Annotated in this window: 5 protein-coding genes (1 of these 5 cut by a window edge); all 5 read right to left on the bottom strand. The window is 70.4% G+C overall.

Annotated elements, in window-relative coordinates:
- Tightly spaced (each overlapping or abutting the next), the 5 genes in view from QEG98_RS21550 to QEG98_RS21530 form a layout consistent with a single transcriptional unit that may run on beyond the window.
- A protein-coding gene (locus QEG98_RS21550; protein ID WP_316562643.1) for a non-ribosomal peptide synthetase crosses the window boundary here: on the bottom strand, window positions 1–5014 show its 5' portion. Its footprint begins 8417 nt before the window's first position; 5014 of the gene's 13431 nt are visible here — the first part of the coding sequence; it begins with the start codon at window positions 5012–5014; the stop codon falls past the left edge of the window.
- Complete coding sequence (locus QEG98_RS21545) at window positions 5011–14157, bottom strand: non-ribosomal peptide synthetase (RefSeq protein ID WP_316562642.1); 9147 nt, start codon at window positions 14155–14157, stop codon at window positions 5011–5013. Before QEG98_RS21545 ends, QEG98_RS21550 begins: the two co-directional genes overlap by 4 nt.
- Complete coding sequence (locus QEG98_RS21540; protein WP_316562641.1) at window positions 14154–15845, bottom strand: SDR family NAD(P)-dependent oxidoreductase; 1692 nt, start codon at window positions 15843–15845, stop codon at window positions 14154–14156. Before QEG98_RS21540 ends, QEG98_RS21545 begins: the two co-directional genes overlap by 4 nt.
- Window positions 15749–19189 carry an acyltransferase domain-containing protein gene (locus QEG98_RS21535; protein ID WP_316562640.1) on the bottom strand — a complete coding sequence of 1147 codons (3441 nt, stop codon included), beginning with the start codon at window positions 19187–19189 and terminating at the stop codon, window positions 15749–15751. The genes QEG98_RS21540 and QEG98_RS21535 overlap by 97 nt, the downstream gene beginning before the upstream one ends.
- The gene (locus tag QEG98_RS21530; RefSeq protein WP_316562639.1) at window positions 19072–20610 is read right to left on the bottom strand and encodes a polyketide synthase; all 1539 of its coding nucleotides are present in this window, start codon (window positions 20608–20610) and stop codon (window positions 19072–19074) included. The genes QEG98_RS21535 and QEG98_RS21530 overlap by 118 nt, the downstream gene beginning before the upstream one ends.

Below are 20610 nucleotides of genomic sequence, written 5' to 3'. Positions count from 1 at the left end.
GCATGGCCACGCCCTTGGGCTTGCCCGTCGAGCCCGACGTGTAGAGGACGTAGGCCAGATGATGCGGCTCCACCCGGGGCCGCGGTGTCTTCGTGGCACGCGCCTCCGCGTCATCCAGCAGGACCTGCGTCAGCCCCTGTGACGGGAGCAGCTCGCTGTACTTCTTCTCCGTGAGCAGGACGCGCGGCTTGGCGTCCTCCAGCATGTAGCGCAGGCGCTCAGGCGGGTACGTCGGATCGAGCGGCACATAGGCGCCACCGGCCTTGAGGACCGCGAGGAGGGCGACTTGCGCATGGATGGAGCGGTCCAGACAGATGGAAACCCGGACCCCGGGGCCCACGCCCAATGCGCCCAGCCGGTCGGCCAGGGCTTCCGCCGCCTCATGGAGCTGGCGGTAGGTCCGCATCTCGCCCTGGTGCTCCAGCGCGACCACGTCGGGCGTCTTCTGGGCCTGACGCTCGAACAGCTCGGGGAGGGTGCGGCCGGTGTACCTGCGCTCGGTGCGGTTGAGGTCGGCGTACAGACGCCGCTCCTCGTTGGACAAGAGCGGGAGCTCTGAGGTGTGGAGCTCGGGCTCCTCGGCGATGGCCTGGATCAGCCGGCCGAGGTGCGCGGCCATCCGGTCAATCCGGTCCGCGTCGAAGAGGTCCGTGTCGTACTCGATGCTGCAGGCGAGCGCGCCCTCATGCGGCTCCACGAAGAAGGTGAGGTCGAACTTCGACGTCGAGCTCGCCGGCGCTTGAATCTCGGCGCGAACATCGGGGAGCTGGAGCTCGCCACCGCTCTGGCCCTGGAGGACGAACATCACCTGGAACAGCGGGTTGTGCGCAAGTCCACGCGGCAGCTCGAGTGCGGCCACCAGCTTCTCGAAGGGCACATCCTGATGCGCGTAGGCATCGAGCGCCATCTTGCGGACGCGCAGCAACAGCTCGGAGAACGTCGGGTCTCCAGACAGGTCGACGCGGAGCGCGAGCGTGTTGAGGAAGTACCCGACCACTCCCTCCGTTTCGTGCCGGTCGCGGTTGGCGACAGGCGAGCCAATCACCACGTCCTCCTGGCCGCTGATGCGCCCGAGGTACGCGGCGAAGGCGCCGAGCAGGGTCATGAACAGCGAGGCGCCCGAGCTCCGGGAGAGCGCTTCGAGCCGCTGGCCCAGCGGCGCTTCCAGCACGAAGCCATGGGTCTTTCCATGGAACCGCTGCCGTTCCGGTCGTGGACGGTCGGTGGGAAGCGGAAGGACGGGCGGGGCGTCCTTCAAGGCTTCACGCCAGAAGGCAACGCTCTCGTCCAGGCGTCCTGATTCCAGCCGCTGCCGCTGCCATGCGGCCCAGTCCGCGTAGCGAATGGGCAACGCGGGCAGGGCCGGCTCCGTGCCGCTCACCAGCGACGCGTACACGATGCAAAACTCGCGCAGCAGGACCCCGACGGACCAGGCGTCCGCGATGATGTGGTGCTGGTTGAGGACCAGGACGTGACTGTCGGGTGCGAGCCTGAAGTGCCGCGCGCGGAAGAGCGGGCCGTCCGTCAGCGAGAACGGCGCGGCGACCTCCTCGGCGATGCGTGCGTCGAGGAGGGCAGGGGAGACGTCCTCGCTCACGAGCACGGAGGCGGCAGGTGCCTGGACTCGCAGGACGGGTGTGCCTCCACGGTCGTGGAAGGTGCTCCGGAGCGCCTCATGGCGTTCAACCAGGAACTGGAGCGTCCTTGCGAGCGCGCTGCCATCGAGCGTCCCCTGGAGCCGGAGCACCAACGGGACGTTGTACGCCGCGCTGTCCCCTCCGAGCGCGTCGATGAACCACAGGCTCTCCTGGCCCGGAGCGACAGGCGTGTCTCCCGCCAGCTCCACATGCGGGATGGGCTCGACCGCCGTGCCCTGTCCAGAGAGCGTCTCCGCGAGCTGCGCGATGGTCCGGCGCTCGAAGATGGCTCGGACGGGAATGTCGACGCCGAAGGCCTCGCGGGTGCGCGCGATGACCTGCGTCGCCTTCAGTGAATGCCCACCGAGGTCGAAGAAGTCATCGTGGATGCCCACGCGCTCCTGGCCGAGCACCGCGCTCCAGATGCCGGCGAGGATCTCCTCATGGGGTGTCCGCGGCGCGGCCGAAGCCACCTGGGGCTGGGCCTCCAGGGCACGTGCTTCGAGCGCCGCGGTGTCGACCTTCCCGTTGGGCGTCAGCGGAAGCCGGTCGATGACGATGACCCGGCTGGGAAGGATGGCCGTGGGGAGCTTCGTCGCCAGATACTGCGTGAGCACGGCCGCGTCGGGCTGAGGCACCACGTCGCTGGCCGCGAACGCAATCAGCCGAACGTCACCGTTCTGCCGCTGCGCCTCGCTCACCACGGCCGCTGCGGTCACGTCGGGATGGGCCGCCAGCGCGGCCTCGATTTCGCCAAGCTCCACCCGCACGCCGCGAATCTGGACCTGACGGTCCGCGCGACCGTGGAACGCGATGGTTCCATCTGGGAGGAACCGGGCGAAGTCGCCGCTCGCGTACATGCGCGCTTCGGGCACGCCCACGAACGGGTCGGGAATGAAGCGCTCCGCGTTCAAGTCCGGCCGGTTCAGGTAGCCCCGGGTGACGCCTGCGCCGCCGATGTACAGCTCTCCGATGACACCCGGAAGGACGGGCCGCCGCTGGCGGTCGAGGATGTAGATGCGGGCATTGGCGACCGGCCGGCCGATGGAGGGCAGCCCTTGTTTGCCATCCGGAGCGACGGTTCCGGATGTCGCCACCACCGTCGTCTCGGTGGGGCCGTAGTTGTTGACGAGCTGGAACGGGAGTCCCGCGGGCGGTGTGGCGTGGAGCCGGTCGCCGCCCGTGAGCACGAAGCGCAGCGCGCACGGCGAAGGCCACGGCAAGGCCAGCACGGCCTCTGCGATGACCGTCGGCAGGAAGCTGATGGAGATCTGCTGCGCCACCAGCCAGTTCGCCAGGTCGGCGGGCGCGCTGGACAGCTCGGGTGCGACGAGGTGCAGCGTGGCGCCCGCAGCGAGCGTCGGCCAGATTTCCCAGACGGCGGCGTCAAACGCGATGCTGGCGAGCTGGGTCATCCGGTCCTTCGCCGTGAGGCTGAAGGTCTCCGTGTGCCAGGACACCAGGTTCATCAGGTTCCGGTGTGTGACCAGGACGCCCTTGGGCGCGCCGGTCGAACCCGAGGTGTAGATGACGTAGGCCAGGTCATCCAGCCGCACCGGCTCCTTCGTGGGGACGTCGGGCGTGTCCGTCTCATTCAGGACTCGGGAGATGTCGAGCCGGGGAACGCGCGTGTCCGCGATGGGGTCCGCCCCCGTGTTGAGGATTGCGACCGGCGCCGCATCGCCCACGATGTAGGCGAGCCGCTCAGCGGGATAGTTGGGGTCCAGGGGCAGGTAGGCCGCTCCCGCCTTGAGCACGCCCAGGAGGGACACCACCATCTCCACGGACCTGCCAATGCACACGCCGACGATGCGCTCCCGCCCGGCGCCCAACTGACGGAGGTGCCGCGCCACGCGCTCGGCGCGGCGGTCGAGTTCGCGGTAGCTGATGGATTGGCCGTCGGGGCCCACCACGGCGGTCGCGTCGGGCGCGGCCCCGTTCAGCAGGGCCGTCACAGGCCGGGTGACGTCGTAGGCACGGGGATGCTGGCCCCACTCCGCCAGCACGCGCTGAGCGGTCTCCTCCATCAGGTCGATATCGCCGACCGTCTTCGCGCCCGGCAGCGACTCGAGCGCGGCTACCAGCAACCGCGCGATGCGCTCGGCCATCGGACGGGAGAACGCGTCCGCGGCGTACATGACACGCAGCTCCAGCGACTCGCCCGGGATGGCAATCAGCGCCAGTGGGTAGCTGATGCGGTCGTGCGTGTTGACCGAGCTGATGGTGAGGCCACTGCGAGGCAGGAGCGTCGAGGCGTCGAGCGGATAGTTCTCGAACACCAGGATGCTCTCGAAGAGCGGCCGGTCCTTCGGCGCGTCCGACCAGTGCTGGATGTCCGCCAGCGAGGCGTAGCTGTACGGCTCGACGGCGCCTTGCTCAGCCTGAAGCCCCGACAGGAACGTGGCGACCGGCGCCGTGCCGTCCAGCCGCGCTCGCAGAGGTAGGGTGTTGATGAAGAGTCCGACGATGGACTCGGAACCAGCAAGGTCGGCGGGACGGCCAGAGACCGTCACACCGAAGATGACGTCGTCCGTGCCTGTCGCTCTCGCCAGGACCAGCGCCCATGCACCCTGGACCAGCGTGTTGAGCGTCAGCCGGTGCGCCTTCGCGAAGCCCGTGAGCCGCGCGGTCAGCTCGGGCGACAGCCGCTTGGTGACCTCCGGCTGCGTATCGCCCGCCGGTCCGCTGGTGTCCTGCCGCTCGATGAAGGGCAGTGGCGTGGGTTGCTTGAAGCCCTGGAGCCGCTCGCGCCAGAAGGACTCAGCGCGGGAGGGGTCCTGCTCCTGGAGCCAGGCGATGTAGTCGCGGTAGGGGCGTGCGGCTGGCGGCAGCGCTGCGACGCCCTCCTCGAAGGCACCGAGCACCTCGCGGAGGACGATGGAGAAGCACCACCCGTCCAGCAGCAGGTGGTGGTAGGTCCACACGAACAGGTGGCGCGCGTCGTCGAGCCGGATCAGCGCGCAGCGAATCAGAGGCGGCGTGCCCATGTCGAAGCCCTGGAGCCGGTCCTCGCGCAGGAAGTCGTCAATCCATCGCTGCTGCGCGTTCGCCGGCACGTGCCGGATGTCCTCGATGCGCCAGGGGACTTCGGCCTCCACCGCGACGACCTGGAGCGGCTTCTCCAGGCCTTCCCAGAGGAAGCCCGAGCGCAGGATGGGGTGCCGAGCGAGGACGTGCTGCCAGGCCTCCTTCCAACGGTCAATGGGCAGGTCCCCCCGGACCTCGCAGCTCAGTTGCTCCACGTACATGCCCGCGCCGGGCTCCATCAGCGCGTGGAAGAGCATGCCGTGCTGCATGGGGGCGAGCTCGTAGATGTCCTCGATCGACTCTTCTGACGTCATGGCGCTGTCCTGCCCCTCACCTTCCACCTGGCTCATCGCGGCTTCTTGGTCAGCGTGAGCACGCGCTTCAAATCCTTGGCACTCAGACGCGCCGCCGGGAAGTCAGACGCCACCCGGACCGCCGCGGCGGGCTCCGCGCGCTCGCGAATCATCGCTCGCACGTTGGCGTGGAACTCCGCGTTCAGCCGCTCGATGGTCTCCTTGTGGAAGACCTTGGCGCCGAAGGTCCAGTCGAGGCGGAGGCGCTGACCCGCTTCGACCACGGCGTTGAGCTCGATGCGGTGGGGCCGGGTGGCGCCAGGCGCGTGCAGCAGGCCCAGGCCCTCCTTGGCGCGGCCTCGCACCACGCCCTGCGTTGGCACGGCGCCCATCTGTCCCAGGTAGTTGAAGACGATGCCCGCGTTCGGAATCGCGCCGAGCCGCGAACGAATCGACGCATCCGGCGACAGCGCACGGAGCACGCCGTAGCCGATGCCGCCACGGGGCGTCCGGCGCAGCGCGTCCTTCGCGCGGGCCAGCGTCTCACGCACGCTTTCCCGGGCACCCACGTGCAGGCGGAGCGGGAAGAGCGCGGTGAACCAGCCCACCGTGCGGCTCAGGTCCACGTCCTCGAACAGGAACTCGCGTCCATGGCCTTCCAGGTCGATTCGGACGGTGCTGTTGCCGGACCAGCCCGTGAGCGTCCGGGCGAGCGCGGCAATCAGGGCCTCGTTGACCTTGACGTCGTACGCCGTCGGAACCTCGTTCAGCAGCAGCTGGGTCTCCTCCGCCTCCAGCCACGTCACGAGCGTGCCCGCGTCGCTCACCGTGTCCGGGGCGTGTGGGTCGTTCAGCGGCAGGTCCTGCGAGTCGTCTCGCTGCGCCGTCGCGAGCCAGGCGTCGAGCTCGGCCCGGGCGTTGGGCGTTGCCGCATACGCTTCGAGCCGCTTCGCCCAGTGCTGGAAGGACGTCGTCTTCGGCGGGAGACCGACCTCCTGGCCATTCGACAGCTGGCTGTACGCCGTCAGCAGGTCCTCGATGATGATGCCCCACGACACGGCGTCCACGACCAGGTGGTGGGCCACCAGCGCGAGCCGCGCGGAGTCCCCACCCAGCCGCAGCAGGGCGGCGCGCATGAGCGGGCCCTGCTCCAGGTCCAGGGACTCGTGGAGGTCGGAGAGCGCCTCTTCCACGTGCTCGCTCCCGTCCACGTCCAGCGTGTCCAGGGGAATGCCTGTCAGCGCCGCCTCTTCCGCGTGGAACTGGGTCCAGCCGTCACCGTCCTTGCGGTAGCGGAAGCGGAGCGCGTCGTGGTGGCGCTCCACCGCTTCGAGCGCGCCGCGAAGCGCGGCCAGGTCGATTCCTGGCTCCACGTCGAGCATCACCGCCATGTTGAAGTGCTGCGGCCCGGCGCGGTTCTGGTCGAAGAACCAATGCTGGATGGGGGTGAGGGGCGCGCTGCCCGTCACGAGCCCCTGCTCGGCGTTGATGACCTGGGTGCTGGAGGCCACGCGCGCCAGGTCGGCGATGGTCTGGTGTTCGAACAACTGGCGCGGACGCAGCCGCAGGCCCTGCTGGGTGGCGCGGGAGATGATCTGCAGCCCGAGGATGGAGTCACCGCCGAGCGCGAAGAAGTTGTCGTGGATGCCCACGGACTCCTTCTTCAAGACGGTGGCCCAGATGCTGGACAGGATCTGCTCCTCCCGCGTCCGCGCATCGGCGAAGGCGGCGGGCGCCTGGGCCTGCACGGGGTCCGGCAGCTTCTTGCGGTCCACCTTTCCGCTGGGCGTCAGCGGGAAGGTTTCCAGCACGACGAAGTGCGCCGGCACCATGTAGTTCGGAAGCAGGCCCATGGCATGGTCGCGCAGGGACTGAATCGTCAGCGACGTGCCCGGACGGCCCACGGCATAGGCCGCGAGCTGCCCCTGGTGGACCGTGATGACCGACCGCTGGACCGCGGGGTGGCTGTCGACGACGGTTTCCACCTCACCCAGTTCGATGCGGTAGCCGCGCAGCTTCACCTGGTCGTCGATGCGGCCCAGGAAGTCGATGCTGCCGTCGGCGCTCCAGCGCGTGAGATCGCCGGTCCGGTAGAGCCGGGCGTTCGGGGCGTCGGAGTAGGGGTCCGGGATGAAGCGCGTCCGGGTGAGCTCGTCGAGTCCGTGGTACCCGCGCGCGAGCGCCACACCGCCCACGTACAGCTCGCCGGGAACTCCGATGGGGACCTGCCGCTGGTCGGCGTCGAGGATGCGCGCCACCAGCCCCGGCAGGGGCCGGCCGATGGACGGAACGCCCGTGTCGCCCTGCTTGAGCTCGGCGACCGTCGCGATGACCGTCGTCTCCGTCGGACCATAGGCGTTGATGAAGCGACGGGTGTCCGTCACCCACTTCTTCACGAGCTCCCCGGGGAGCGCTTCTCCGGCCGTGATGAGCACGCGGAGCGCGGGATAGGCCCCCTCCGGCAGCGTCGCGAGCGCGGAGGGTGACAGCACCACCTGGGTGATGTGCTTCTCCGTGAGCACCGTGGCCAGGGCCTCGCCCACGCGCGCGGTCTCATCCGTGGGCAGCACCAGCCGGGCGCCGCTGGCGAACGCCATCACGATGTCCCAGACGGATACGTCGAAGGACAGCGACGCCGCCTGGAGGATGCGACTGTCCGGTCCGAGCCCGAAGAGCGGGACCGAGGCCACGGCGAGGTTCGCCACGCCCCGGTGCTCCAGCACCGCGCCCTTCGGCTTCCCGGTGGAACCCGAGGTGTAGATGACGTAGGCGGCGGAGCCCGCGTCGGGGAGCGGGAGGGTGGACGGCTCGGCGTGCTCCGGCAGGGGCTCATCCATCCACAACGTCTGGCCCTGGAAGCCCGGCCGCTCGCCCAGGGCGCGCTCCGTGAGCAGCACCTCCGCGCCCGAGTCGTCCAGCATATTGCCCAGGCGCGCCTGGGGGTACTCCGGGTCGAGCGGGACATACGCGCCGCCGGCCTTCCAGACGCCCAGGATGCAGGTGATGAAGTCCACCGACTTCGGCAGGCAGATGGCGGCCCGCTTCTCCCGTCCGAAGCCCAACGAAACCAGGTGCCGGGCAAGGCGCGTCGCCCGCCGGTCGAGCTCGCCGTAGCTCAGGCGGACGTTGCGATGCTCCAGGGCAATGGCCTCAGGTGCGCGCGCGACCTGCGCCTGGAACAGCTCCACCACCGAGTCGGGCGCGGGCGGGGCACTGGGGCCTTGCTCCCACTTCGCCACCAGGCTGGCTTCGCTCGTACCCAGGAGCGCGAACTCGGGCACGCGGCGCTCTGGCGCCTGCACCGCTTCGCGGAGCATGACGACGAGGTGCTCGGCCATCCGCTCGATGCGCTCGCGGTCGAACAGGTCCGCGCTGAACTCGAGCAGGCCGGAGAGGCCATCCGCGGATTCCTGCATGGACAGCGTCAGGTCGAACTTGGCGGTGACGCTGTCCAGGTCGAGCAGCTGCACGTCGAGCCCATCCAGCGCGGGCGGTGAGAACGGCGCGTTCTGGAGCGCGAACATCACCTGGACCAGGGGCTGGCGGCTGAGGCTCCGCTCGGGCGCGACCACCTCCACCAGCTTCTCGAAGGGCACGTCCTGGTCCGCGTAGGCGTCCAGGGCCGTGCGCCGGACGCGCGACAGCAGTTCCAGGAAGCTGGGGTCGCCGGACAGGTCCATCCGGAGCGCGAGCGTGTTGACGAAGAAGCCAATCAGCGGCTCTGCCGCCGCGCGATTCCGGTTCGCCACCGGCGAGCCGATGATGAGGTCCTTCTGGCCGCTCAGCCGTGACAGGTAGGCGGTGAAGGCCGCCAGCAGCGTCATGTACAGCGTGGCGCCTTCCCGGCGGCTCAGCTCCTTCAGGCGCGCCGTGAGGGAACGGTCCACGTCGAAGCGGACCACGCCACCCCGGTACGTCGGCGTCTCCGGCCGGGGCCGGTCGCTGGGGAGGTTGAGGGACGTGGGCGCCCCCGCCAGGCGCTGCTTGTGCGCTTCGATGGACTCCGCGAGCGCACCGTCCCGCAAGAGCTGCCGCTGCCACAGCGCGAAGTCCGCGTACTGGACCTGGAGCGGCGGCAAGGCCAGCTCACGCTGCGAGCGCAGCGCGTTGTAACCGGCCGCGAGCTCACGCGCGAGGATGCCCACGGACCAGCCGTCAGAGACGACGTGGTGCATGGTCAGGACCAGCACATGGTCCGACTCCGAGATGCGGAAGAGGCGCATCCGCAGCAGCGGGCCCCGCTCGAGGTCGAACGGCCGGGAGACCTCCAAGCCCGCCTGGACCTGGATGAGCCCGAGCAGCTCCGCCTCCGAAGCGCCGGCCGGGTGGACCAGCTCCTCCGTGGGCGGAAGCTCGGCCGTGACGTTCGGGGAGATGACCTGGAAGGGCTGCGCGCCTTCCGCTGGGAAGCACGAGCGGAGCACTTCGTGCCGCTGGACGATGGCGTCCAGGCTCTGCCGCAGGGCCTCGTGATGGAGAGGGCCTCGGAGCCGGAGCACCAGCGGGATGACGTAGATGGGGGCCCGCGTCTCCTCGATGCGGTCCACGATCCACAGCCGCTCCTGGGAGGACGACAGCGGAATGCGCTCCGGGCGCTCCATGGGCCCGGTGAAGTCGACCGCGGCCGCTCCGGGGCGCTGGCGCTGCTGTTGGACGGCCGTCACGAGCCCCGCGACGGTGGGGCTCGCGAAGAACGTGCGCAGCGGAATCTCCGCGCCCAGCACGGCGCGAATCCTGGACACGACCTGCGTGGCCAGCAGCGAGTGGCCGCCCAGGTCGAAGAAGCTGTCGTGCACGCCCACGCGCTCCGCGCCGAGCAGCTCGGCGAAGATGCTGGCCAGGATCTCCTCCTCGCCGTTGCGCGGCTCGACGTAGGCCGTCTCCAGGCCCTGTGAGACGGATGGAACGGGCAGGGCGCGCCGGTCGACCTTGCCGTTCTCGGTCAGGGGAATCCGGTCGACGACCATGATGCTCGCGGGCACCATGTACTCGGGAAGGCTCGCCTGCGTCCGCTTGCGCAGCTCGCTCTCCAGGCGGCGATCCACCCGGCTCCGGAGCGGGTCATTGGCGCGGCGTGCCCCCACGACGATTTCCGGTGCACTTCCGAAGAGAGCCACGGGCCCGTGCGCTGACTTCGCGGCCGGGGTGAAGACCGCGTCGAAGGAACCATCCACGCCGCCGCGCGACCAGTCGAGGGCGACGTTGAGGGACAGGGCCTCCGCGAGCTGGTGGAGAGACTCGGGGTCGATGCCAGGCTCCGGCTCGCTCGCGGGCGTCGTGGCATCGCGGTCCAGCACACGCCGACGGAGCTTCTCGAAGGAACCAGGCCGCGAGGACGCTCCATCCGTCACGCTCGCCAGGGCGTCCAAGGATGCCTCGACTCTCGCGTTCCGGATGCCGCGCAGGCCGACACGCCGGGTGCCGTCCTGGCTCAGCCGGGCGCGAAGCTCGGGCAGGCTCACGTTGCCCGGGCCCCAGGCCACGTCGGGGGCGGGGCTGGGCGGGGTGTCCAGGTGGATGAGCACGTCGTAGCGGAAGCGCGTCAGCTCGTTCAGGCACGCGCCCCGCTTCGGGCGAATCTCCACGTGGGTGAGGCGGGGGATGCGCTGCTTGAGGGCCCAGAAGAAGTCCGGGGCGAGCACCAGCTCCTCTTCCGCCGCCATGCGCTGCGCCACGCGGGCCTTGAGCACCTGTGGATCGAGCGTGCCGGACGCCTGCGCCAGGACGATGGACGCGTGGAAGGCCTCCAGCAGGCGGAAGTTCCGCACGTCACCCACGAAGATGACGCCGCCCGTGTCCAGCCGCTGTGACGCCTTCTCCAGGGCCTGGGCGAGGTACTCCGCGCTCGGGAAGTACTGGACCACCGAGTTCAGCATCACCGCGTCGAAGCGCATGTCGCCGAAGTCGATGCCGTCCAGCTGGTCCGCCGCGCAGTGGAAGAGCTTCGCATGCTCGAGCCCGGCCGACTTCGCCGTGTTGCTCCGGAGCATGTTGACGACGACACCCGAGACGTCCGTGGCCCAGTAGGCCTCCGTGGACGGCGCAATCCGCGTGAGGAGCAGACCGGTGCCACAGCCGATCTCGAACACGCGGCGGGGCTTCCGCACGAGAATCTGGTGGACCGTGTGGTCGACCCACTCCTTCATCGCCTCCGCGCTGAGCGGTGCGCCGGTGTAGCTGCTGTCCCAGCCCGCGATGTTGAAGCTGGGGTCCAGCTGCGGCTCGCTGGCGGAGCGTGCATAGAGGTCGTCGTAGAGCGCCTTCCACTCGCCCACGTGCGTGTCGCCGACGCCGCCGTCCGCATCCGAGGACAGGAGCATCTCCGCGGCGTTGTCCCTGGGCACGACGTAGGCGGCGATGCGGCGGTCGTCCGCGCTCCGCTCATGCGTGGTGACGTAGGCATCAACGACCGCCGGATGCGTGGCGAGCACCGACTGGATTTCACCCAGCTCAATGCGGAACCCGCGAATCTTCACCTGGTCGTCGATGCGCCCCAGGTACGTGATGCCGCCATCCGGAAGGCGGATGGCAAGGTCGCCCGAGCGGTAGAGCCGCTTGCCCGGCGAAGACGGGTCCTCGACGAAGCGCTGTGCGGTGAGCTCGGGGCGCTTCAGGTAGCCGCGCGCAACACCCGCGCCGCCGACGTACATCTCCCCCGGAACGCCGGCCGGTACGGGCTGGCCGTGCTCGTCGAGCAGGTGCAGCTCGAGGTCCGGGAGCGGGCGTCCGATGGGGCTCGCGGCGGAGGTGAGGTCGGCCTCGGTCACCCGGTAGTACGTGACGTGCACCGTGGTCTCGGTGATGCCGTACATGTTGATGAGCTGCGTGCCGGCGTCCCCATACCGCTCGAACCAGGGGCGCACGGTCGCCGCGTCCAGCGCCTCGCCACCGAAGATGATCCACTTGAGGCCGCGCCCGCCCTTGCCATCCGCGATGGACGGCGCGCGGGTCAGCGCTCGGAACGCGGACGGCGTCTGGTTGAGGACCGTCACACCCTCCCGTGCAATCAGCTCACCGAAAGCCTCGGGCGCGCGCGTCATCCAGTGGGGCACGACGACCAGGCGCCCGCCGTACAGCAGCGGCCCCCAGAGCTCCCAGACGGAGAAGTCGAACGCCGCGGAGTGGAACAGCGTCCAGACATCATCCGGCCCGAAGCCATAAAGCGGCTCCGACGTGGTGAACAGCCGGGTGGCGTTGGCATGAGTGACGATGACGCCCTTGGGGCGCCCCGTCGAACCAGAGGTGTAGATGACGTAGGCGGCGTTGTCCGGCGTGATGGCCGGCTCGGGATTCGGCGCACGTCGGCCGCCCTGCCAGTCGAGCGCGTCCACGAAGACGGTGGGCACACGCTGGGTGGGAAGCTCGCCGGTGCGGCTGGACTCGGTCACCAGCGCGGTGACCTCCGCGTCCTCCAGAATCAACGCGAGCCGGTCCTTCGGGCTTGCGGGGTCCAGAGGCACATAGGCGCCGCCGGCCTTGAGCACGCCGAGGATGGAGACGACCAGCTCCACGCTGCGGTCGACGCAGATGCCCACCAGTGACTCGGGGCCCACGCCGTGGTCGCGCAGCGCATGCGCCAGGACATTCGCCCGGGCGTTGAGCTCGGCGTAGCTGAGGTGCGCCTCGCCAAACGTCAGCGCGGTGGCGTTCGGGCTGCGCTCGGCCTGGGCCTCGAACCAGCCGGTGAGGGTCTGGGCGGTGGTGACGGCCGGGGCGCTTTCAACGCGCGCCTCGTGCACGGGGGACGGGGCCTTGACCGCCAGGGACAGTCGGGCCACCGGCTCATCCGGTGCGCGGACCATCTCCTCGACGAGCTTCTCGAAGTAGCCGCGCCACAGGGCGACGGTGTCGTCGTTGAAGAGGGCGCGGTTGAAGCGGAGCACGCCGGAGAAGGCGCCCCGCGTCTCCCACATCTCCAACGTGAGGTCGAACTGCGACTCCTGGTCGCTGATGGGGAAGGGCTCGAGCTGCAGGTTGCCCCAATGGACGCGGGCGTCCTCGTCGGGCGAGGCCCACAGCGCCATGGCGCCGCCGCCCTCGCGCGAGGCGTGGAGCGAGATGGACGCCTGGAAGAGGGGAGACACGCCAGGACGGCGCTCGATGTTCAGGCGCTCCACGAGCGATGCGAACGGGAAGTCCTGGTGCGCGAGCGCCTCGTGGACGACGGTGCGCATCCGGCCCAGCAGGGTCCGGGTGGAGGGCGCACCGGAGAGGTCCGCGCGCAGCGCCACCGCGTTGGCGAAGTAGCCCACCACGTCATGGAAGGCGGAGCCGGGCCGGCCCGCCGTGGGCGAGCCAATCAGGATGTCCTCCTGCCGCGCCAGACGCCCCAGCAGGGCGGCATAGGCGGACACGAGCACGACGAAGGGCGTGGACTCTGCGCTCTGCGCGAGCGCCTTGATGCGGGCCGTCAGCTCCGCGGAGAGGCGGAACGGGCTCGCGCCACTCCGGTTCGCGGCGACCGCCGACCGGCTGCGGTCGGCGGGCAGCGCCAGGATGGGAAGCTCACCATCGAGCTTCTTCTGCCAGTAGTCCCAGTGGGCCCGCCCCGCGGCACCCGACATCGTCTCCGCCTGCTGCGCGACGAAGGCGGCGTAGCTGCCCGTGACGGGCGGCAGGGACGGCTGCTCGCCTCGCGCGATGGCCTGATAGAGCTGATTGAACTCCTGCTGGAGGATGCCCGCGGACCACCCGTCGTAGACGATGTGGTGGACGGTCATCAGGAGGACGTGGTCCTCGGCCCCCAGGGAGAAGAGGTTCCCCCGGAGCAGCGGGCCCCGCTCCAGCGAGAACGGCTGACGGTAGGCGCGGGCTACCTCGGACTGGAGCTGCTCGGCGCTCCAGCCCTGCGCGTCCACGTGGGTGAAGCTCGGCTCGAGGGTCGGGTGGCACGTCTGGACGAGCTGCCCTTCCGCGGTGGACGAGAACGTGGTGCGCAGGGACGCGTGGCGCTCGGCCAGCATTCCGAACGCGCGCTTGAGCGACGCCACATCCATTTGCGAGCGGATGCGCAGCGCGAAGGGCGTGTTGTACGCCGCGCTCTCCGGGTCCTGCTGGTGCAGGAGCCACAGCGCCTTCTGGCCGGACGCGAGCGGAGAGAGGCGGGGGGCCGCCTTCCCAGACTTCGCCATGAGCTCCGCGAGCAGCTTGCGCTTCGCCTCGAGTGAGAGGCCCTTCATGTTGTCAGCCGGGGTGCTCATGCCGTCTCCCTCTCCTGCGCCGTCTGCGCGGCGAGCATGGCCTGGAGGATCGTGTCCAGCTCACCCTCCGACATGCTGTTCACCTGCTGCTCGATTTCGGCTTCCTCCGTCACCGGTTCCGGTGCGGGCGCAGCGGCGGCGGCAGCGGGCCCGTCGAACTTCGATGACAGGTTGGTGGCGACCTCCACCAGGCTCCCGGCGCGCAGCAGCTCCAGCGCGGGAATCTCGATGCCGAGCGCCTCGCGGATGGTCCGCTGGACCTGCATCGACAGCAGCGAGTCCACGCCCAGCAGGGACAGGGGCTTCTGCGGTTCCACCCGCTCCATGGGAATCTGGAGAATGGTGGCGAGCCGTTCGACGAGGAACTTTTCCAGCTCCGGCTGCCGGGCCTCGGGGGCCAGCCCCGACAGATGTCCGCGCAGCTGCTCCGCTTCGCTCTGTGCGCCACCCTGGGCACTGCCCAGCAGGTGTGATGTCCTGGCGGACTTGCCCAGGTGCGGGGCGGCGCGGCCCAGCTTGGACCACTGCACGTCGAAGAGGCCCAACTGCGGCGTGCGCAGGCGCAGCACCCGCTTGAGCGCGGTCAACACGGTGGCGGGCGCCATCGGGTTGAGGCCGAGCGATTCGAGGTAGGTTCGCACCGCTTCGTCCTGGGCCATGCCGAACTCACCCAGCACGCCCCAGTGGATGCTGATGGCCGCCAGCCCTCGCGCGGTCCGGTGCTCCGCGAGCGCGTCGAGGAAGCTGTTCGCCGCGACGTAGTTGCCCTGACGCGGGTTGCCAATCAGCGCGGCGACGGACGAGAACAGGACGAAGAGGTCCAGCGGCCGGTCCTGCGTCAGCTCGTGAAGAATCCACGCGCCGCCCGCCTTGGGAGACATGACGCGCTGGATGCGCTCGAGGTTCAGGTCGGGCATCGGCGCGTCGTCCAGCACGGCCGCCGTGTGCAGCACGCCCTTGAGCGGCGGGTGCGTGGCGTCGATGCGCGCGAACAGCGCCCGCATGTCGTCCATGCTGCTGACGTCCGCGGCAGCCGCGGTGACGCGAGCGCCGGCCGCCTCCAGGTCCTGGACCAACTGCACGGCTTCCGGCGTGGAGGCGCCCTTGCGGCCGGTGAGCACGAGGTTCCGCGCACCCTCCGCGACCATCCAACGGGCGAGCGCGAGGCCGAACCCGCCGAAGCCGCCGGTGACGAGGTACGTGGCGTTCGCATCGAAGAGCGGCTCGTCCGCCGCCGGTGCGAGCGCGAGCGGCTCACCATCGGTGAACGTCAGCGTGAGCCGGGCCAGCCCCTGGTCCCGCGAATGTTCCGCCAGCCACGCCGGTGCCTCCTCGGCGCGGGTGACGGGCCAGGACTCGGACGGCAGCGCCGGCAGGGTCCGGAACCGGCTGAGGACGGACTGGAGCCGCGTGGCGACCTCCTGGGGACGCTGGCGCAGCATGGCCGCGACGTCCACGCGAGCGCAGGCCGCGCCACGGGGCCATGCGGTGGCGAACAGGCCCTCCGCCGGAGCGAGCGGGCCCGCATCGACGAAGCGGCCGAAGGCCCCGAGCACACTGGTGAGGGTGGGCTCCGCGTCGCAGGACGCGTTCACCAGCAGGTCCACGCCCGCGCCGTCCGCCCACTCCAGGATGTCTTCCGGGAGGGAAGGCGAGCGCCGGTCGAAGACGCGAACGCCCTCTGGCACCTGCCGCGTGTCGCCGTCCAGGATGATGGCCGTCCGGGCTCCGCGGCGCGGCCGAGCTCGACCACAGCGGTCCCCACGCCACCGGCGTCCCCGATGACGAGGAGCCGCTCGGAGCTCTGGAGGTGGCCATGCACATGGAGCGCGTACTCCGCGCCGAGGAAGGGCAGCAGCCGTCCCTGGGACGTGCCGGCGGTGACGAAGTCCCGGTCCAGGCGCAGCACCACGTGCGAGCCCACCACGGGCGCTTCTTGCGCGACCAGCGCCTGCACCACCTGGCCGGACGTGAAGCCCGGGGTGGCCTCGCCCACCGCGACGACCACGCCGCCCACCTCCAGCGGCCAGTGCGTGTCGGACGCACGCCGGCCTTGCACGGCCGCGGCGCGGGTCAGCGTCACGTGGGTGACCTTGATTTCGACCTCTCCGCGCGCGGGCTGCTTGCGCGTGGCGCGACGCGGTCGGCGCTCGGCGCCGTCGAGGGCGACTTCGAACACCTGCTCCACACCGGCCGGCGCGGGCGTGCCCTTCGTCTGGGCCTCCCACTCCGGAAGAGGCTTCGCGCTGAGGCGGCGGACGAAGCGGCGGGTGTCGCGCAGCGCGACCTCCTCCTCCTGCGTCTCCGCCAGCAGCTCACGCGCAAGGCGCTCGATCAGCTCCGGCTGCGACGCCGAGGCGTCCTTCGGCAGGTCGATGGAGCGGGTCCGCAGGTGTGGGAACTCCGCGGGGATGACGCGCGCGAAGCCAATCAGCGGCGTGGCGGACAGCGCGCCCAGGCCGTCACCCGGGGCCGCGCGCTGTGCGTCGCGGGTGACGATGCGCAGCGACGCGCCATCGCCCGGCGCCAGGGCCAGCACCACGTCGAGCAGCGCCTGCACGTCGTTCGACTCGACTCCCGGACGCGCGTCCAGGCCGGCGAGGTAGGCAACGTGCTGGATGCGGACACGGCCCACGGCCTCCACGAGGGAACGGACGTCCTCCGCGTTTCCGGGACGAACCTGGAAGCGGTGGTTCGACTCGCGGACGAACGTCTCGCCCCGCGTCACCAGGACCAGGTCCTGGATGCCGGTCCGCTGGAGTTCACGCGTGAGCTCGGTGCCGATTCCGCCCTGGTCGGCGAAGACGAGCCACGTGCCCTGGCTCTTCGTGGGCAGCTCCTCGGCGGTGGCCTCGAAGGCGTGCGTGTACGTCCAGTCGTAGAACGCGGGCCTGGGCACGGACTCCTCACGGTCCGCGAGCGCGGCGCACTCGACGCCCGTCAGCTTCGCGGACACCCGTCCCTCGCCGTCCAGCAGCGTGATGTCGCATTCGAGCTTGTGGGCCGTGCGCGCGCGAATCCGGGCATGGCACCACAGCGGCGCGTGGGCCGCGGGAGGGGCGGAGAGCTGGATGCTCCGGCAGCCCATGGGCAGGTAGAGCCGCGCGTCGTCCTCGGGAAGCCAGGACACCATGGCTTGGAGGCACGGGTCCAACCACACGGGGTCGAGCAGCATCTGCGAATCCGCGGTGATGCGCGCCACTTCCGCTTCGGGAAGGACAATCTCGGCCAGCAGTTCCTTCTCGTTGCGGCGCAGCGTGCGGATGCCGCGCAGGCTGGGGCCATACTCGAGCCCGCGCGTCGCCAGCATCCGGTACAGCGCCTCGGTGTCGAGCGGCGCCTCGGCGTGGATGCCGAGCTCGCTCACCCGGGCCTGTGTCTCCGGTGGCGTGTGGACGTTCCGGCGGATGCGCGCGGTGGCGTGACGGGTCCACGCCGTGCGGTTGTCGCGCGGCCGGCTGTAGATGGTCACCGTCTGCGCCGCCTCGTCGTACGTGGTCCGGACGACGGGCTCGTCATGGCCGGTGACGACGAGCGCGTTCTCGAACCGCACCTCTTCCAGTGCATGCGGCTCGGAGAGGCCCATGGCGCGGCGAACGGCGAGCGCCAGCTCGACGTAGGTGGCGCCAGGGACGACGAGCGAGCCCCGGACGCGGTGGTCCTGGAGGCACGGCAGGAAGCGCGCGTTCAGCCCGCGCTCCCAGGTGGGCAGCGGCGCGGAGACGCGGGGGCCGAGCAGCGAATGCTCGTCCGAACCCCGACGGTCCGTGAGGGCCTCCTCCGACTCGTGCCAGTGCTTCTCTCGCTGCCAGGGGTAGGTGGGGAGCGGGGTGTAGCGCGAGCCCTGCGGATAGAGGCCGCTCCAGTCGATGGGAATGCCCGCGACGTAGAGCTCGGCCACGGCCTTGGTGAACGTCTTGTGCTCGGGCTCCTGTCGCCGGAGGGAGGTGAGGACCCGGCCCTCGACGCGGGCCTCCGCGCAGCACTCCTTGATGGACGCCAGCAGCACGGGGTGGGGCCCCAGCTCGATGAAGAGCCGGTAGCCGTCCTTCAGCATCTGCCCCGCGGCCTTCGCGAAGAGCGTGGGCTCGCGGATGTTGTCGCACCAGTATTCCGCGTCGTAGGCAATGCCTTCGATGCGCCCGCCCGTGACGGTGGAGTAGGTGGGCAGGTGCCCGGCGGAGGGCTTCAGCGCGGCCAGGCAGCGGCGCAGCTCTGGCTTCAGGCCCTCCATGGCGGGGCTGTGGTACGGCACCTCGACCTTCAGGATGCGCTGGAACACGCCGCGCGCCTCCAGCTCCGCGGCGATCTCCTCGATGGCCTTCGCGTCACCCGACAGCGTCACCGCGTTGGGGCCGTTGATGGCGGCGATGGACACCCGGTCCTCACGCCCCCGGATGGCGGCGCGCGCGCCTTCCTCGGAGAGGCCCACGGCGGCCATCTTTCCCTGGCCCGCGGCCTTGGCCTGGATGCGGCTGCGCTCGTAGATGACGAGCATGGCCTGCTCCAGCGTGAAGCGGCCGGCGGCATAGGCCGACGCGACCTCGCCCGCGCTGTGGCCAATCACCGCCGCGGGCGTGATGCCCGCGCGCCGCCACATCTCCAGCAAGCCAATCTGGAGGAACGTGTTCGCGGGCTGCGCGATGTCCGTCCGCGCCATGTTGGAGGACTTCTCGTCCGCGAGCATCTGCTCCAGCAGCGACCAGCCCGCCAGCCGCTGGAAGAGGGCGTCGCAGCGGTCCAGGGTGGCGCGGAACAGCGCGTCCTGCGCGTAGAGCTCCCGGCCCATGGCCCACCACTGGGGCCCCATGCCGGTGAACACGAAGACGGGCCGGGCATCCGCGGCCTGGAGCGTCCGGCCAGAAGCGCCCAGCTCGGCGGGGTTGCCCGACGCGAAGGACTCCAGCCGCGCCGTCAGGTCGGCCACGTCCTCCGTCGCCAGCAGCGCCAGCCGGTGCTCATGGTGGGCGCGCCGCGTGGCCGCGGAGAAGCAGATGTCCGGCAGCGAGGCCGACGCCGGCGCGGCGAGCATCTCCGCGTAGGACCGAGCCAGGGCGCGCAGCGCCTCGGGGCTGCGGGCGGAGAGGGGAGGAGCAGCGGCGCCGGGGGCGCGTCGGCGCGGGCCTGCGATACGGCGGACGGGGCCTGCTCGATGACGCAGTGGGCGTTGGTGCCGCCGTAGCCGAAGGAGTTGACGCCCATCCGCAGCGGCTCGTCCTTCCGGGGCGCGAGCGCTTCGAGCGCGCGCGGGATGCGGATGCCCAGCGTGTCGAAGGGGATGGCGGGGTTGAGGTTGCGCAGGTTGGCCTGCGGGGGCAACTGCCGGTGCTGCAGGCACAGGCTCGCCTTGATGAGGCCGGCCACACCGGCCGCGGCCTCCAGGTGCCCGATGTTGGCCTTGAGCGAGCCGACCCACGGTCCCTGACCGTCCTCGCGCTTGGAGACGGCGCCCAGGCCTCCCAGCTCCGCCGGGTCACCGACGGCGGTGCCCGTGCCATGGGCCTCGAAGGCATGGATTTCGGTGGGGTCCAACGCGGCGCTGGCGCAGACGCGGCGAATCAGCGCTTCCTGCGCGCGAGAGCTCGGCGCCGTCATGGACTCGCTGTGGCCGTCCTGGTTGACTCCCGTTCCTCGAATGACGGCGTAGACGCGGTCCTGGTCTCGGACCGCGTCGGAGAGCCGCTTGAGCACCACGATGCCGGCGCCCTCGCCACGGCCGTAGCCGTCCGCGCGGGTATCAAAGCTCTTGGAGTACCCGTCCGCCGACAGGAACTTGCCCTTGCTCATGGCCACGAAGATCTCGGGCCGGAACATGACGTTGACGCCACCCGCCAGCGCCAGGGAGGTGGTGCCGCTGCGCAGGTCCTGGCACGCCAGGTGGACGGCGACCATCGACGAGGAGCACGCCGTGTCCAGGGAGATGCTCGGCCCCTGGAAGTCGAACATGTACGACAGGCGGTTGGAGAGCACCGTCATCGTGGAGCCCACCGCCGTGTGCGGTCCGATGAGCTCGCGGTTCATCGGCCCCATGTGCGTGAGCATGCTGTCGAGCATGAACCCGCCGACGTAGACCCCCGTGGGGCTGCCCGCGAGCTTGTCCGCCGGAAGGCCCGCGTCCTCCAGGCTCTCCCATGCCACCTCTGCGAGCAGGCGCTGCTGCGGATCGAGCGTCGCCGCCTCCCGGGGCGAAATGGAGAAGAAGGCCGCGTCGAACGTGTCGATGGCCTCCTGCAGGAAGCCTCCCGCCCGCACGTACGTCTTGCCTGGCTTGTCTGGGTCCGGGTCGTAGTACCGGCGGTGGTCCCATCGCTCCTTCGGGACTTCTACGATGGCGCAGCGGCCCTGGGTGAGCAGCTCCCAGAGGTGGCGTGGTGACTTCGCGCCCCCTGGAAAGCGGCAGCCGATGCCAATGATTGCAATGGGGTCGTGCTCAATATTGGACACTGCGCTCAT

It is taken from the genome of Myxococcus sp. MxC21-1 (assembly GCF_032612255.1).
In the GTDB taxonomy this organism is placed as follows: domain Bacteria; phylum Myxococcota; class Myxococcia; order Myxococcales; family Myxococcaceae; genus Myxococcus; species Myxococcus virescens.
This window is presented reverse-complemented; position numbering and strand designations above follow the sequence as displayed.